8 protein-coding genes are annotated in these 16,025 nt (G+C 55.8%); 2 read left to right on the top strand and 6 right to left on the bottom strand.

What is annotated here, in order from left to right:
* Positions 1-17: 17 nt before the first annotated feature.
* Positions 18-710: a uracil-DNA glycosylase gene (gene ung, locus ACZZ0A_RS03485; RefSeq protein WP_007911441.1), complete on the bottom strand. Its 693-nt coding sequence runs from the start codon at positions 708-710 to the stop codon at positions 18-20.
* 132 nt (positions 711-842) lie between these two features.
* Between ung and ACZZ0A_RS03480 the strand changes: the two genes are divergently transcribed.
* Entirely contained in the window at positions 843-1,955 is a 1,113-nt protein-coding gene (locus tag ACZZ0A_RS03480) for an enoyl-CoA hydratase/isomerase family protein (protein ID WP_463542522.1), read from the top strand.
* Positions 1,956-2,023: 68 nt separating this feature from the next.
* Here ACZZ0A_RS03480 and ACZZ0A_RS03475 read toward each other — a convergent pair whose 3' ends face one another.
* From ACZZ0A_RS03475 to ACZZ0A_RS03460, 4 genes are all read right to left on the bottom strand, one after another.
* Positions 2,024-6,325 carry a calcium-binding protein gene (locus tag ACZZ0A_RS03475; protein WP_463542521.1) on the bottom strand — a complete coding sequence of 1,434 codons (4,302 nt, stop codon included), beginning with the start codon at positions 6,323-6,325 and terminating at the stop codon, positions 2,024-2,026.
* A 203-nt stretch (positions 6,326-6,528) separates the two neighbouring features.
* Positions 6,529-7,572 carry a hypothetical protein gene (locus tag ACZZ0A_RS03470; RefSeq protein ID WP_463542520.1) on the bottom strand — a complete coding sequence of 348 codons (1,044 nt, stop codon included), beginning with the start codon at positions 7,570-7,572 and terminating at the stop codon, positions 6,529-6,531.
* Positions 7,573-7,574: 2 nt separating this feature from the next.
* Entirely contained in the window at positions 7,575-8,429 is an 855-nt protein-coding gene (locus tag ACZZ0A_RS03465) for a hypothetical protein (protein WP_463542519.1), read from the bottom strand.
* Between the two features lies 1 nt (position 8,430).
* Positions 8,431-9,675, bottom strand: a complete 1,245-nt coding sequence (locus ACZZ0A_RS03460; protein ID WP_007911448.1) for a glycosyltransferase family 4 protein — start codon at positions 9,673-9,675, stop codon at positions 8,431-8,433.
* Between the two features lie 387 nt (positions 9,676-10,062).
* Between ACZZ0A_RS03460 and ACZZ0A_RS03455 the strand changes: the two genes are divergently transcribed.
* Positions 10,063-15,354, top strand: coding sequence for an SET domain-containing protein-lysine N-methyltransferase (locus ACZZ0A_RS03455; RefSeq protein WP_463542518.1), 5,292 nt, complete (start codon positions 10,063-10,065; stop codon positions 15,352-15,354).
* 132 nt (positions 15,355-15,486) lie between these two features.
* Here the strand turns inward: ACZZ0A_RS03455 and ACZZ0A_RS03450 are convergent, their stop codons facing one another.
* Entirely contained in the window at positions 15,487-15,894 is a 408-nt protein-coding gene (locus tag ACZZ0A_RS03450) for a hypothetical protein (RefSeq protein WP_007911452.1), read from the bottom strand.
* Positions 15,895-16,025 lie beyond the last annotated feature (131 nt).

Below are 16,025 nucleotides of genomic sequence, written 5' to 3'. Positions count from 1 at the left end.
CCTGCTCGCGATGCTTTTTAGATCGGCGGCAAACGCCACTCGATCGGCGTCTCGCCATTCTGCTCAAGAAACTTGTTGGTGCGGCTAAAGTGCCCACAACCCAAAAACCCGCGATACGCCGACAACGGCGACGGATGCACCGACGTCAGCACCAGATGCTTGGTCGCGTCGATCAGCTTCTGCTTGCTCTGCGCATGGGCGCCCCAGAGCATGAACACCAGATGCGGCTGGCGCTCGCTGACCAGTTCAATGATCCGATCAGTAAAAAACTGCCAGCCCTTGTCCTTGTGCGCATTGGCGTTGGCGCGCTCGACGGTCATGGTCGTGTTGATCATCAGCACGCCCTGATCGGCCCAGCTCTGCAGGTAGCCGTGATTGGGAATGTCGATGTTGAGGTCGCGCTTCAACTCTTTATAGATGTTGACCAGCGACGGCGGTGCCGGCACGCCCGGTTGCACCGAGAAGCACAAACCGTGGGCCTGCCCCGGGCCGTGATACGGGTCCTGGCCGAGGATTACCACCTTCACTTTATCCAGCGGCGTCGAGTTCAAGGCATTGAAAATCATCGGCCCCGGCGGATAGATTTCCTTGCCGGCCGCCCGCTCCTGCTGCAGAAACTGGCGCAACTCTGCCATGTAAGGCTGGTCGAATTCAGCACGCAGTGCCTCCTTCCAGCTCGGTTCGAGTTTGATACGGTCGTCAGCAGTCATGGTCATACCCGGCAAAAACAATGGGGCGAACCCTAGGAAAGCCGACCACGCTTGTCAATTGATCTGACGCAGATCCGGCACTTTCCCACACAACGATCATACTGATCGTTCAAATTCCCGATCGAGGTCACGATGAATCTGCACTTCGAAGAACTCACCGGCACCGACGGCGCCCGCATCGGTATCGCCAGCCTGGATGCTGAACAATCGCTGAACGCGCTATCGCTGCCGATGATCAACGCCCTCAGCGACAAACTGAACGCCTGGGCCAAGGATCCGCAAATCGTCTGCGTGCTGCTGCGCGGCAACGGCGCCAAGGCCTTCTGCGCCGGCGGCGAGGTGCGCAGCCTGGTCGAGGCCTGTCGTGCCCACCCCGGCGAGGTACCCCCGCTGGCCGCGCAGTTTTTCAGCGCGGAATATCGTCTGGATTACAGCCTGCATACCTATCCGAAACCGCTGATCTGCTGGGGCCATGGTTACGTGCTCGGCGGCGGCATGGGCTTGCTGCAAGGCGCGAGTACGCGGATCGTCACGCCGAGCAGTCGTTTGGCCATGCCGGAAATCACCATTGGTCTGTATCCGGACGTCGGCGCCAGTTGGTTTCTCGCCCGGCTGCCGGGCAAGCTCGGCTTGTTTCTGGGCCTGACCGGTGCGCACATGAACGGCCGTGATGCGATCGATCTGGATCTGGCCGATCGCTTCCTGCTCGACGAACAACAGCCGCAACTGATCGAAGGCCTGTTGCAACTGAATTGGCAGGAACAGACCGACATGCAACTCAACAGCCTGCTCAAGGCCCTGCAGCAGGAAGCCGTGGCGCAGTTGCCCGAGGCGCAGTGGCTGCCACGGCGGCAGCAGATCGACGAACTGCTCGACGTCAGCGATGTGGCCTGCGCCTGGAAAGCCATCAGCCTGCAGCGCAACAGCAGCGATCCGTTGATTGCCCGAGCAGCGAAAACCATGAGCGAAGGCTCGCCGCTGACCGCGCATCTGGTCTGGGAACAGATCATCCGCGCCCGGCACATGTCGTTGGCCGAAGTCTTTCAGATGGAGTACACCCTGAGCCTCAATTGCTGCCGGCATCCGGAGTTCAGCGAAGGGGTTCGCGCGCGGTTGATCGACAAGGATCAAAAGCCGCACTGGCACTGGCCGGATATCAACAATGTGCCGGATGCGGTGGTTGACGCGCACTTTCACAAGGTTTGGGAGGGGCGGCATCCGTTGGCGGATTTGACGCAGTATTGAACTGACGCGATGCTCGCGATGACGACTGGATTCCCATCGCGAGCTGGCTCAATCAGTCGCCATACGACTCAGACATTCAGCTCGTAAAACTGAATGATCTCCGTCATCGCCCGCTGCGCTTCTTCGTCGCCCTTTATCAAAATGTCTTCGACATCCCTCAATGGCGGAAGCGGGTGCAGACGTTCAGCAATCTGCATCGCGCTGTAGTCTTGAGTCGCTGTTCCTTCGCTGGCTCTTATGAAGCCGATTGCGCTTTCGCCTGCGGCAAAATGATTGGAAACCCGGATTTTCGGTGCCATGCCGTAATCCACCACGATCACCAGATCATCGCGCTCACGGTGAAACTTCAAGCTGTCGATCGTCAGCCTGCGTTCGGAAAAGTCGATCCCGTCAAGGCCGTCTCCGCGATTGATGATCACGTCCCTGCCGAGGCCATCGTATCGGTAGATATCATTTCCGGCGCCGCCGGTCAGCGTGTCATTGCCCGGCCCACCCAACAGCAGATCATCACCGGGGCTGCCCGTGAGCACGTCATCCCCTTCCATGCCTCGGATTTCCCCCGCGCCGCTTATCGTGTCGTTGCCTCGACCACCGACTAACGGCAGCGCCCGTCCGTCTCGTAGAGACGTAAAACGCGTTGAATTGTTAACGGCTACACCCGTATGAAAAGTCTCGGGCGCAGGGCCCAGCTGACTTGACTCCAAGAGTTGCTTCAAACTCACGACCGACCCATCGGCGAAATTCAAGAGCTCAATCCCGGCCCCCTCAAGTTCACCGTTGAGGGGCAGGACGATGCGAACTTTCTGTATCCCACCCCAATTGATATCGAGTGTCGGATGGAGCATTTTCGCTCTTGGCGGATTGCGGTGTGCCCCGCGACCAGGGTTGGGTTCCAGCTCGACATGTGTGGTTTCTATCAGCGCAGCACCCCAGCTCAATTGCAGTGCATTGCGCTGCGCATCTGCTGGAAGGACGACCGTGTCCTGATCGATCAATCCGTACTTGTCTTTCCACCCCGCTGCGCCAACTTCTGCTCGGTGGAAAAAAGGGTTCGGCACATCCGCAATCGTGGTAGTTGCTCCGGCGTGCGCTTGCACGATGTAGGTGTCGGCACCGTCTTCACCGTAAAGCCAATCATCCCCTGCCCCGCTGACCAGATAGTCAGCGCCCTCGGAGCCCAGCAAGGTATCGTCACCTGCACCTGCGGATAAAAACGCGCCCGGTGTTCTGTCGCCGACAGTGCCGTAGTCAAGTGGGGAGCCTGCATAAGCGACAATCAGATCGTCTCCCGCACCGCCGTGGAAAACGTTTTCCACTTCGACGTTGACTCGCCCGCCGGCATCGTCGCCAGAGACGATTTTGCGTTTGATCGTTTCAGTTGTGACATCCCAGCGAAACGCCTTGGGCACCGTTTCCCCCGAACCGAAGCTTGCTGCCGGATAGATGTACCAGCCCTCAAGCGTGCCGGATTCCTTACGGTCTTCAACCAATACATCTCCGGTATTGAATGAAAAGCCGTTGGCCGAGCCGGATCGATAATAGCGAGGCGCCTGACTCGAAGAGGCTATCGCCCCATCGGCTTTCACCTGCTTATGTTCGACACGGGTTGTGGTTTTCGACTGCCTTTCACTGACCACGGCATGCCCTGCATCAACCTTCATCCATGGCGGCGCGTCAGACAGTGTTCCCGTTTCGACGCCGTCATCGCTCAGCTCGGTGTGAGTGATGTAACCGGTGTCGCTAGTCGTGATATGACTGCGAACCCAGACGCCTTGATCACTCAAGGTGAAACCTGTGGCGTGTTTGCGGGCGTAGCGCTTGGATTTGATTTGCGCGAGGAATTTTTCAGTCCAGTCAACGGGGTGATCAGATGCCACAGGGCGTTGCGCCGCGATGGTTACATCGTCTGGCTGAACCGGATCTTCAACTTTGCTTTGCTGGATTCCTGAGGCGGTTACAACTTCCGGTACAGGTGACTCGGGCACCTTTATCGGCGGCAATGTTTTACGCAGGACATCCTCATAATCAAGTACAACGCCATCGCTGAAACTGAATGTGGAATCCTTCCACTGCTCGTGACTCTTGATGAGTATCGCGTCGCCCGCGCCGTTGGCCAGCCGCAATACCGTGCCGACGGCAACTTCAATAATGTCGGCTTTCAGACTTTGTGCAGAAAAGCCTGCGCCGAACCTGATGATGTTGCGGCCGCCGGCATCGGTAACAGTATCCAGACCATCGCCAGCGCCGAAATAGTAAACATCAGCACCGTCATGGCCTTCCAGCACGTCGTTACCGGCACCGCCATCAAAAACGTTATTGCCGGAATCGCCGCGAAGGTGGTCTACGCCCTCCCCGCCCAATAACGTGTCGTTGCCACCACCGCCCAACAAGGTATCGTTGCCTGATCCACCGTCCAGATAATCTGCGCCGTGTTCGGCCTCGGCTGTCTGCTCATAGTCGCCGGATAAAATGTCATCATCAGCGCCGCCATAAAGCGTGTCGGCGCCCAAGCCGCCCAAAAGGGTATCGTTTCCTTCATCGCCTTGAAGGTAATCATTGTTGATTCCACCTGACTGCAGGTTGGACACATCGCCATCCATCGCGTCAGCTCCTGCCCCACCGATCAGGGTATCGGAGCCACCCATTCCCTGAAGTGTGTCATCGCCCGCTCCACCATCAAGTAAATCATTGCCGTGATAACGAACCGGATGCTCAGCATAATCCCCGGCCAGCGCGTCGTTACCTTCACCTCCGAGCAGCAGATCATCCGCCCCACCGCCCCAGAGCTTGTCGTCTCCTGCACCACCGTCCAGCAGGTCATTTCCAAAAAAGTGGGCGGCGTCCCCGGCAACGCCGTTCAGTACATCGTCATCCCCCTTGAGAGTGTCATTGCCTGAGCCACCATAAATCGCGTCGGCTCCACCGTTACCAGTGAGCCAATCATCGCCACTGCCACCGTCCAATACATCGTTGCCATGGTGTTTGCTTTGCAGGCCACCGCCCCAGTCGAGGTTATCGCCCATCATTGTGTCGTTACCGCTTCCTCCGGCCAGCGTGTCATTTCCACCATCCCCCGAAAGAAGATCATCTTCAGTTCCGCCATCAAGCAGGTCCTCGCCCCATCCACCATTGAGAACATCACGACCGCCCTGGCCGTAGAGAACATCGTTATCACCCTGCGTCGAACTGTTGAAGGAGGCCCTTGAAAAGACAGTTCGGTGACTGGTGACACCACCATCTATAAGAACGTCGACGCGTTTGAATCCCCATTTCTGCTCCAGCGCGCCGGTCGTTTCATCGCCTGATAAAATGTCATCCCCCGCACCTCCAATCAGCGTATCCCGATCGTTACCGCCCAGAAGCACGTCCTGGGATGCCGTACCGATGAGCAAATCGTGACCTGCTCCTCCATCAAGCCAATCACCTCGAGCTGTTTTCCCTTTAACGTCGCCAGCGGCCATGGCTTTTTCGAGCGTCGTCTGTTTATCCCCAAACAATTGATCGTTTCCATCCTTGCCGAACAATCGATCAGAACCGCCAAGTCCGAGAATGACGTCGTCCTTGGCAGAGCCGTAAAGCACATCGGCCTTGTTTCTCTGTTTTACGTTGGCCAATAGCAAGGCGTTGCCCAGCTCATCGTATGAGAACTGATCCCCGGGCACATTGGGGTCGAAATCTTTCGCTTTCCAGTCGCCCTTAAGAACCAGATCGGGAGCAGAGACCGTATGGCCTTGGTATTCAGGAAGTCGGATGCCAAGCAGCCCGGAGCGGAAGTTCTTGATAACGACGAGGTCGTTCAGGCCATATTTGATGTTGAGCGTGGGTTCAGTGAGTTCTTCGATGAGGGTCAGGGTGATGGCCTGATCCTCGGTCGACCAGATATTGCCCAAAGGGGCGCGACGTTTGAGTGAAGGAATCGGCGAGCCGTTGATCCATAGCTGCCCATTTGGGGTGGCGTCGAAGATTTCATCGATGCCATCACCGCTGGAAAACTCATAGCGGTCGCTGCCCTCGCCACCGATCAAAGAGTCGTTACCCTTTCCTCCGACCAGAACATCATCACCGGCCATTCCGTGCAGCGCATCATTGCCGTCGCCTCCGGCAAGCAAATCGTTGCCGCGTCCCCCCTCAATGACATCGTGACCTGCCAGCCCGTTGATCGTGTCATTGCCCGCGCCACCATAAAGATGATCAGTGTTCGCACCGCCCGCGAAAGACCGCGCGCCGTCATCACCGAACATGACCAGCGAGTTCAACACACCCGTGGTCATCGGCACCTGTTTGGCTGAGGCGAGATCGGAGTAGGAAAACTTCTGCAGCGAGTGTTCTCCAAACGAGCGCTGAGTTCGGGCAATCAAACGGGCCAACATCTGCGCACGATCGGTGAGCCATTGCGCGGTAATGAAACCTTCGCCAGTCAGCGGATCGTAGAGCTCCAGTCCGCGTCCGGGGTAACCGTCAGCTCGCTCAAGGACGATTTCACTGAGTTGCTTCAGGGAATTGCGCAGCGCCAGGCCGATGGGTGTCGACTCGCCAGCCAGTTTTGCCCATGAATTCGCGTTTCCGTATTCACCTATTGATCGGGTGACGATGCTTTAGGACTGCTCTGCTCTGGTGGAAATGCCGAGAAGAATGCGTAAGCGTTGGTGGCGAAGCTTTCATCCGTGGTAGGTGGCGCTGCTGAATCGCCGTCGTAGGTGCGCTTGAACATGTCCAGAAATTCATTCTGGCCGTAACGCAACATCAGGTCGACCACGGCGGAAACCGGCGTGCCTTTCACGACATGCTGAATCAGGGGATTGAGGCTGCCACTGGCGAGCGCGATATTGATTTGCTCCGGCACGACAGAAAGCAGACTTTGCAATGGATTGATGCCGAAATTGCTGATCGCCGCTCGCAGGCCGACACTGTATGAATCGATGGCGAACAGAATATTTTTATAGTCATCGAGCCTGTTGGCTTGTGCCTGAATTGGTGGGCCGCCATCTTCCCGCTCCGCATCACCAGCGGAGATTAATCTCCAGGTTTCATAGGGTGGCATTCCACCCAGCAGGCTGAACCCGACTGTCCCGGACCAACCGGCGTTATGGCTCACGGCTGTATCTTTCTCTCCGCAAGCCTCACTAAACAGTGCCTTGCCGATCGCACTGGCATCAATCTCTGCAATCTGGCTGATGGACGGCACCGTCCAGGGTGCCAGTCGACCGGCGAGAGATCCGTCGATCAAGGTATTGATGAAATTGGCGGCGACCTGATTCGATGACAGTTGCATCAGCTCTTCACTGAAAATTTTATTCAATCTCAGTTCACCTTGCCGCGACGTATAACCGCGAATCAGAGCGGAGTAGGCACCGTTTCCACCGTTGGCATCAATGGCCACGGCAAGCCAGAGCCTGGCACTTTTCAGAATTTCTCCCGCTTCTTGATCGACAGCGGTAACCTCAGAAACTCTTTTGCCGATAATATCGAATAGCTTTTGATACAGGGGAGCGCAGTTAGCCCCCGCTATTCCCAGTGCCTCGTACTCAATTTTTTTTGAGAGAAGCCTCATACCTTTGCAAATATTGGCTGCGTTAAAGATCGCTGTTTTTTCCATATCGCTAAAAACATAACTCATCGTTACTTCCTTGTAATAACTGAGCGTGAAAGATAATCACTGAGAAACTTGAGCATCTCAGGTGCTTCGCGTAGTGACGATAGACCGAGGTCTACGCTGCCGTGCCCCCCAGCAAAGTCAAAGCTATCCAGATTGACAGTGCAGAAAAAGTTCAACTTGCCAAAATCCAGATTTTCCAATTCTGCTCTGCTGAGCCTTGCCAATTTCTCGTCAGTCAGTTGTTCCTCGGAAGCCGGGCGAATCAAACCGTCACAGTCTATCAACCGAGGGGTGCCATCACGCCGCGGCCAGCCAGTAATGACAAACGTTCTGACGGAATCCACATTCTTGAAATGCGGCGGCGGAGCATCCAGCCAAATCTCTAACCCCGGATAATTTTTCAACTTCACAATCAACTCATCCGGCCAGTTGATGTGGCGATAGCCCCGTTCATGAGGCTCGGTGGTTTCTTTTTTTGTATAAAGCCCGGCGTTCAGTTTATAAAGACGCCAACTTTCAGGAATCGACTTCAGGCTCTGATCCTGGTACCGGCGCAAGCCCGTCCCGGTCCACCAGAAATGCCCCTTGAGCGTATTGGCCAGACACGCTTTCTTATTCGCCAATTCAGGCATGCCCACATAAAACTCCGGGACCAGAGTCTTATCCACATAGCTGCCGCCCAGTATGGGCACCTGCTTCAGGCTCGCCAGCTTCTTTTGACAGGCCTCCTGATCCGCGTAATAGATTGCCATTGCCTCGGCGACTTCTTCTTTACGGATATAAAAATCAACCACGCAGTAACAGACATAAATAAACAAGCCGTATTTCAACAAGTTTTTAAACCATTTAACCCATTGCTTACGCGACATCCCGAGCATTTCAAAGCTCCCGGTCAAACTGAGTTTCAGGCTGTTTCTTGAGATGTCCGGACATCGCGCTTTCAAATACCTCAAAGTAGTGTTTAGTGCCGTACTCCACATCAAATCTGCTCGCCGTCAACTTCGCGGCGCTGCGCAGGCTGTCGTACTCATCAACGGAATCAAGAACCTTGGTAATACGTTTGGCGATACCGTGATGATCGAAGAAATCCACCAGCATTCCATTGTGACCATCGACGATCACCTCCCTTACCGGAGCCGTATCTGACGCTACTACCACACACCCAGCCGCCATCGCCTCCAATAACGACCACGACAAAACAAACGGATACGTCAAATAAACATGAATCTTTGAGCAGTCCAGAATCGCGCGGTAAGTCCGGTAAGGAAGCTTCCCAGTGAAATGAACGGTGGAATGATCGAAACTTACCTCTGCCTGCATCCTGCTGCGCCAATTTGCATAGCCAACCGGCTTACACCCATAACTGACGTCATCACCGCCCACTACGATTATCTGCGCATGGGGACACTCAGCCTGAATATGCGGGATCGCTCGCATAAAACTGTGAAACCCGCGATAAGGCTCAAGATTCCTCGCGACATAAGTAACGATCGGCTGCCCGGCTCTCAGCTCGACGCCATTGGGCAACCTGACGGCCCCAACTTTCGCCAAGCAAGAACTTTGAATGACGCCCTCGTGAATAACCCGAATGGCCGACTGATGAGCGGCCGGAAACAGACTGCGCTGCCACCGCGTAGGCGCAATGGCAATGTCACATTGTTCGAGATTCAAAAGATGCAGCGAATTGAGCACTCGCAGCCTTGATGACTCTCTTGTGGCTCGCGGGAATTCAGGGTCGAACCCAGAGTCCGCGCCCTGCGCTCGATAGTAATATTCGCAATAGTGAATAAGCGGCGTGTCAGGATAGACATCCTTGACGAAGAGCGTTTCCCCCCATCCGGGATGAGCAAGAATCACGTCCGGCCGATAACCCGAATGTTTCAGTCGGCTCAGAATTTGAAAAACTTTCTCTCCATCAGTCACCGCTTGTTCGTAACGGATCAGATAGGGGTGAATAGCGCCCGCTGCTCTGCTGGCGGCGCGGTATCGATATATTTTCACCTCTGCGATACCCGGCGCCGTATCCCGACCTATCGCCAAAACCTCGTGACGCCTGTCAATCGCCGCCAGCACCACGTGACGGAACTGGCCCGGAAAGTTTTGGTGAATCACAAGAAGCTTCATAGCGGCATCGTCCTTTTATTCGCCGCTAATGAACTGAGTTTTGCTCACCTCGATCGGCAGGAACAAACGCTAACAAATGCAAGGAAATGAAACTGTAGGAAGCGTCCGGGAATGCCCTAGGAGAAGGCTAATGGGACGACTTTTCGACGGGCATAAAAAAGCGGTGCGGCACCCGTTGGCGGATTTGAGGGTTTACTGAGCCTATCGCCGGATTGGACAGGAAGTCCGTTTACATCCTCTCCGGCCGCGCGACACTGGGCTCATCTGACCTGTACGCAAAGTCTCACACTTGGTTTATGGCGTTTGTTCACGGAGTGTTTTTACTCTCGTGAACGCTGGAAGCACCCCGCGTTTCCCAAGGACGACTCTTTGACTATGGACAGTCTCATGACGGGCAATACCCTCGTAATCACACCTTCGCAGATTCACCCGCTCCCCCTTGACGATCAATCCACGCCAGAACCTGACGACATCGACTCGTCAAACGCAGGTACCGGCAGTGCCATCCGGCAACCGCTGGGTAATCCGGGTGGGGCGTTGTCCTGGCCGATTCCACTGAGTCCAGACGAACAACGGCGCTTGCGCCTGATCACGATGAATCATGCGCACCATTTGGGCGATCAGCCGCTGGTGATGCAAACCAAGGGCGGTGTGCTGGAGTTTCTGCGCTATCGCTGCCCACTCCCGGATAACATCGTGAACGATCCTGCCCGGGTACTTGAAACCCTGCTCGGCTGTGCGCAAGGGCAACTGATGGGCAGAGCTTTGCAACAGAAAATGCAAGGCATTGACAGCGCAAGCAGTGCGATCGATTACCTGCTGGCGGGCATCACACTGCAGCTGGACCCCGAATCGATCACAACCCCTGATCGGCACAAAACAGCCGGCTTTGATCTGGCCAGTGATCGGCATTGGGGTCGGCACGCCTCTGAAGTTGCAGGTGAACTGGCTGCTCATTTAAGCCGTGAAGGTAGAACCAGCGCTGACTTGGCGAAAGCCGGTGCGTACCTTTTGTTGGCCAGGCTGGCCCCGCAGTTTCTGATTGCAGAGACTCCTCAGAATGTGAAAGTTGGCAGTCTGGCTTGGGCCAACCTGACCATGGCAGCAACGGCCATCGAAGCTCAAACACCGGGCAAAGTCCCCGGCCTGACGTTTGCCCAGGTCATGAGCATGGCGCAAAGTGCCCGCCTGGCAGACCCTGCGTCTACCCAGCGCATTCAGACAGCTGCAGTACTCGATTGGGCCGTGGCCAACGAAATCATCCTGAAAATAAACGATGACAGCTACACCGCCGGACAACTTGAAACGATAAGAGCGACATTTAACCAGGAGCTGGATGAGCGGCTTGCTGCCGCCAGAATACTGGACAAGGAATTACCGACACGAAAAGACATTGCCCTGGCCATATTGATGGAGCGATTTGGCGATTTGGGTCCGCTTTTCGACGTCAAGGCACTCCACACGGATACGTATCGCGGCGAGCGTGGTCAGACGGGTTTTAGTGGCATTCATTCGCTACTGGATTACGCGATGATGGATTTGCCGAATCCACGGCCGCTGGCATCGAGTGACTCGCGTATTCCCTTGGAGGCATTGAACAGTAACCCGACATTTGGCGTGCGAGAGGCATTCGAACAGCAATTCACGCGCGCCATCGAGGCTAAAAAAACCGCTGTCAATACAACGGTCAGGCACATGATCTCCCTGCTCCCACGGGAGGACCGAAAGAATTTCGAGTTTGGAAAAATCAGCTTTTTCCAGCAAGGATCATTTTTGTCAGATGGCTTTTTCAACCATACCCCCTGCCCGAACGCGCCCGGACTGCTCATTGGAACGCAGTTGAGCGGCCACTTCCACGCGTATGAAATCAACATCAATAAAGACACGATCGAACGCATAGCCCCGCACAAGGCAAAGCATCAGGATTCCAGGGAAGCCAACAAATATTTTACGACCAGAGAGCTTGTCCCCCGTGAGGCGGCAAATGAACTGGGTCGTGAGCGCACCGTCAGCGAATCACTTTTGAACAGTTTCAACAGCGCTCGGTCCCGTGCGATTGCCGATACCTTTGTACAACATCTTGATCTGGATGACCCCACAATCAAAGAGCTGGCACGCGGGCAGACGCCTATGGACGAATATTACCGGCCCAAGGCGCTGGGGGAGTTTTTGTTGAACCTGATTCCCTTCAGGTCCGCCATCGTCAATTTTCAGAAGGGCAACTACGGCGAGGCGGTATTTGATCTCACAGTGGATGTATTCGGTTTTCTCACTGCGGGCGCCGCCACTGCCGGAAAATTGATCAGGATCGGCAGGACAGCTCTTTCCGCCGGGACCAAGGCACTGAAGACTGTTCATGTTATCGGCGTCGCCACCATCGAGGTGCTCAACCCGGTGGGTGGCCTGGGAAATCTGGCCAGACTCCTCGCTACCGGCGGCGCTCATCTACTCTCCCGAGGTGCCAAAGCCGTCAACCGGCTCAGGGGCGCCGCTGACAGCTACGACGTATTGAAAGCTGTCAGCACACAATATGATGCGGCGGCAACAGGCACCATAAAAGTGGCTGGCCAGACTGTGGAAGGCGCCGCCGTGTTGAAGAATGGTCAATGGTATTCATTTGATGCCAACACGATGCGACCTTATGGCAGCCCGATCGAGGATTTCGCGGTCGTCACCCAGGCGGTCGCCGGCAGAGTGATCACTTCACACGTCGATGAGTTACTCGAGCTGAGCCATGATCTGTTCGGGCATTACGGTGTGCCCGAGTCCACAATCACCGGGCTCTCTCGTAACAGCCAAGGGGTATATGTTGCCGCCGATGGGCATCTCTCCCACATACGCCATACCGATAGCAGCGGTAAATCGGCGGTGTACGAGGTCAGACAGATCACTCGCACGGAAGACGGCATTGTGCAGGCGCGGGTCTATCACAATAACCGGCAAACCGAATTGCTGATTCAGCATCTCCGGGATGAGCAGTGGCAACGACTGGGCGCGCAAGGGGCTGGGCGGGAGATTACCGCATTGCATTTGCGGATATGGGAAGGATTGTCGACGGCGCAACAGCAACAAGTTACTCGCAGCGGCTTCGCCCGACAGTATCTGCTACCTCGCAAAACATTTGAGTATTACGTCAAGCCTGATGGCCAATTGAACGCCACGGGCGTGCTGGTGCGCGACCGCCCCGTTGACACGCCATTCAATCTGCCGAGCGAAGCGCATGTCCGCGAATGGCAGAAAATGACGCAGAACGCCCGTGACGTAATGACCATGGGCGGATTTGCCGGTCTGCATCACCTGAACCCGGCAACCTTCAGAAGTTACGTCAGGGCCGACGGTCGCCTGGGGCCGGCTGGCGATGTGCTGCTGCACAGAGCGGCCGGGGGTACCTATAACCCATTTACAGATGACTATCTGCACCAGTGGAATGCGCTCTTCAGGCAGCCGGACAACGCGATGACAGCCACGCAGTTCATGCATCAACATCAGCTCAACCCCTTCATATGGCAGAAGCACGTCAAGCAAGATGGATCGCTGACAGAGGAAGCTGTCAAACGTCTCGATAAGGCGGGACAAAACATCGATCAGCCTGTCTCGCTTCAGCAAGCAGAAGCGCAGGTGATTCGGCAGATCGAGGTGCCCGGCAAGAGTCCGAAGGGCAAGACCCAGAGGGTCACTGCCGAGCACCTGCGGCGATGGGAGGCACTACCTCAAGCAGAACAGCAGCAGCTAACCCGAGAAGGCTTTGCACTGCAGAATAATCTGCCGCGAAAAACATTCGAGTACTACGTGAAGCCTGACGGCCGATTGAGCGAAACCGGCGTACTCGTACGCGACCGTCCGACAGACAAAACCTTCAATCGGACAAGCGAAACGCACGTCCGTGATTGGCAAAACATGACTCAGCAAGAGCGTGACACCATCACAATTCAAGGATTTTCCGGTCATCATTATCTTCAACCAGAGACCTTTGCGGGCTATGTGTACGCCAATGGAAGCTTGAGGCCAGCCGGACAATCGCTACTGCACCGCGCGGCCGGTGGCACCTATAACATTTTGACCGATGAACATTTGCGTCAGTGGTACGGGCTTTCCAGACAGCAAGACAACACCCTCACGGCAGAAGATTTTGTCCGTCGGCACTCACTCAATCCTGCTACATGGCAATCGAAAGTCAAAATCGATGGAACCCTCAGAACCGCAGCCTTACGGCGTATCGAAAGCGGAGCACAAAGCACAAGAGTGCGCAAACAAAGGATCACTACCGAACATTTGCGGAACTGGCTGGCGTTACCGCAAGCGGAGCGACAGAGCCTCACCCGCGCAGGCTTTGCCCGACAGAACAATCTGCCGCGGAAAACATTTGAGTACTACGTGAAACCTGACGGCGAGTTGAGCGCGACCGGCATATCAGTACGTGACCGTCCTGCCGACCTGGCCTTCAACCAGCCGGATGAAACACATGTCCGTGACTGGCAGAAGATGTCTCAGCAGGAGCGAGACACAATGACCGTGGAAGGTTTTGCCGGTCATCATCATCTTCATCCGAATACACTTTACAGTTATGTCCGGGCCGATGGAGGTCTGGGGCCACGGGGGCAGGCCTTGATGCACAAGGCCGCAGGCCATACTTACAACGCAATTACCGACGAACATTTACGCCGCTGGGACGTGCTTTTCAGGCTTGCGGACAACACCGTCTCGGTGACCGCGTTCGGGCGCCAGAACGGACTCGATCCCCGCCAATGGATGAGCTACGTCAACATTGACGGCACGTTAAAAGACACAGCCTTGCGACGTCTCGAAGGAGTGGGGCAAAGTACCCTGCCACGCCTTGAAGACCAGCCCCCTGAAACGATTGCGCCACAAAAGCGCCCGGCGCCGGTCTCGCTGGACTCACCGCAACCGAAGAAGCCCGCCGAGGCGCCAGAGCGTGTCGACGAAATTCCAGGCCCCTCTTCCGACATCTTGCCAGTCACCATCAAGATTGAACCTGGGGCTTCCTCGTCGTTGCCTCATCAAGCCGACAACACATTGCCGATCCTGCAAGACCCGCAAAACCCGACAATCAGCCGGACCTTATCCGTAGAGGGGCCGATTGATGACATCCGTATCGCCAACTGGAGTGGCCTGCTTGACGGTCTCGATAGCGCAAGCAAACAACACGTATCAACTCAGATCAAGGAATCGATCAAAGACTGGTTGCGTACCGAAGGGCAGCATCAGGCGAGGTTTGATCAGACTCTGGAAGTGCTCACGGCCCTGGATGACGGTGGACCCAATCGCGGCGCGTCGGTATGGGCGCGCCGCGATATTGCCAAATTTGAGGTGCTTGGACCGTACGCGGGCAAATTCCACGAATCAGAAGCGTCATTGTTTCGGGAGATACGCAAACAAGGTTCACGGGCTGTACTGACCTATTTGTTCGGCACACGTTCGGGCAATCGCTCAGTGAGTGCGCTGCACACGGGCAATACCCTGAGCCTGATCAATACCTCGCAACTGGGCAATGGCCCGGCATGGAGGTCGAATAACGTCATTACCATCGCCGCGGGGAAAAACCTGACCTTCTACGTGGCGCTGAATGACATTCGCAAGGGAGATGAATTACTGGTGGATTACGGCCTGTCCTACAAGCCGGTGCCTGATATAGCGATCAAACCGGACCCTAGTCGCTGATCATCAGATTCAAGCGCCAAAGCGACCGCGGCCTTAAGTCATTTAGTGCGCTTAACAGTTGGTCTTCATCCTGACGATATCCTCAGGCACAAAAAAGCGGCGCTTCAAGCGCCGCTTTTCATTTGCGGGTGATTACCAGCGGTTACCACGCCCATTGTGATCGCCGCGTCCACTGTGTCGGTCGTAGTTGCCACGACCGCGATGGTCGTTATCCCAACCGCCGCGACGGTGGCCATTCCAGCGCCCGCGATCATTGTCGTGCCAGCGACGGCTTTCGTAGTAGCGCGGGGCCGGTTGGTAGTAACGCGGCGCCGACTGGTAATAGCGCGGTTGCTGGTAGTACCGCGGGGCTGGCTGGTAGTAACGTGGCTGCGCGTAATACGTGCTGCCACCCCGGTAATAGGTGCCGCCTGTGTTGTAGTAGGCCGGTGCGGGTGACGTGTAGACCTCTGAGCTGTAATACGAGTCCGCGTAAGAGTACGGGACGCAACCGGCAACGGAAAACATCAACGCAGCAAGCAGAAGAATTCGTCTATACATGGCGGCCTCCTGGACCGCGGGTTGGCCACACCAGCGACGCTGGCAGGCGACAGTCATTTAATCGGTGACTGTCGAAAAATCAGACAGCGTTTTCGGCATCTGGTGCGTTCCTGCAACAAGTTGAAACAAGT

It is taken from the genome of Pseudomonas sp. AC242 (assembly GCF_979258655.1).
Note: the sequence above shows the minus strand (reverse complement) of the source record. Positions and strands in the feature narration are given on the sequence as shown.

Excerpts from the sequence above, each read along its gene's own strand:
- ung (WP_007911441.1), bottom strand. The coding sequence starts at position 710 with ATGACTGCTGACGACCGTATCAAACTCGAACCGAGCTGGAAGGAGGCA.
- ACZZ0A_RS03480 (WP_463542522.1), top strand. The coding sequence starts at position 843 with ATGAATCTGCACTTCGAAGAACTCACCGGCACCGACGGCGCCCGCATC.
- ACZZ0A_RS03475 (WP_463542521.1), bottom strand. The coding sequence starts at position 6,325 with ATGTTGGCCCGTTTGATTGCCCGAACTCAGCGCTCGTTTGGAGAACAC.
- ACZZ0A_RS03470 (WP_463542520.1), bottom strand. The coding sequence starts at position 7,572 with ATGAGTTATGTTTTTAGCGATATGGAAAAAACAGCGATCTTTAACGCA.
- ACZZ0A_RS03465 (WP_463542519.1), bottom strand. The coding sequence starts at position 8,429 with ATGCTCGGGATGTCGCGTAAGCAATGGGTTAAATGGTTTAAAAACTTG.
- ACZZ0A_RS03460 (WP_007911448.1), bottom strand. The coding sequence starts at position 9,675 with ATGAAGCTTCTTGTGATTCACCAAAACTTTCCGGGCCAGTTCCGTCAC.
- ACZZ0A_RS03455 (WP_463542518.1), top strand. The coding sequence starts at position 10,063 with ATGACGGGCAATACCCTCGTAATCACACCTTCGCAGATTCACCCGCTC.
- ACZZ0A_RS03450 (WP_007911452.1), bottom strand. The coding sequence starts at position 15,894 with ATGTATAGACGAATTCTTCTGCTTGCTGCGTTGATGTTTTCCGTTGCC.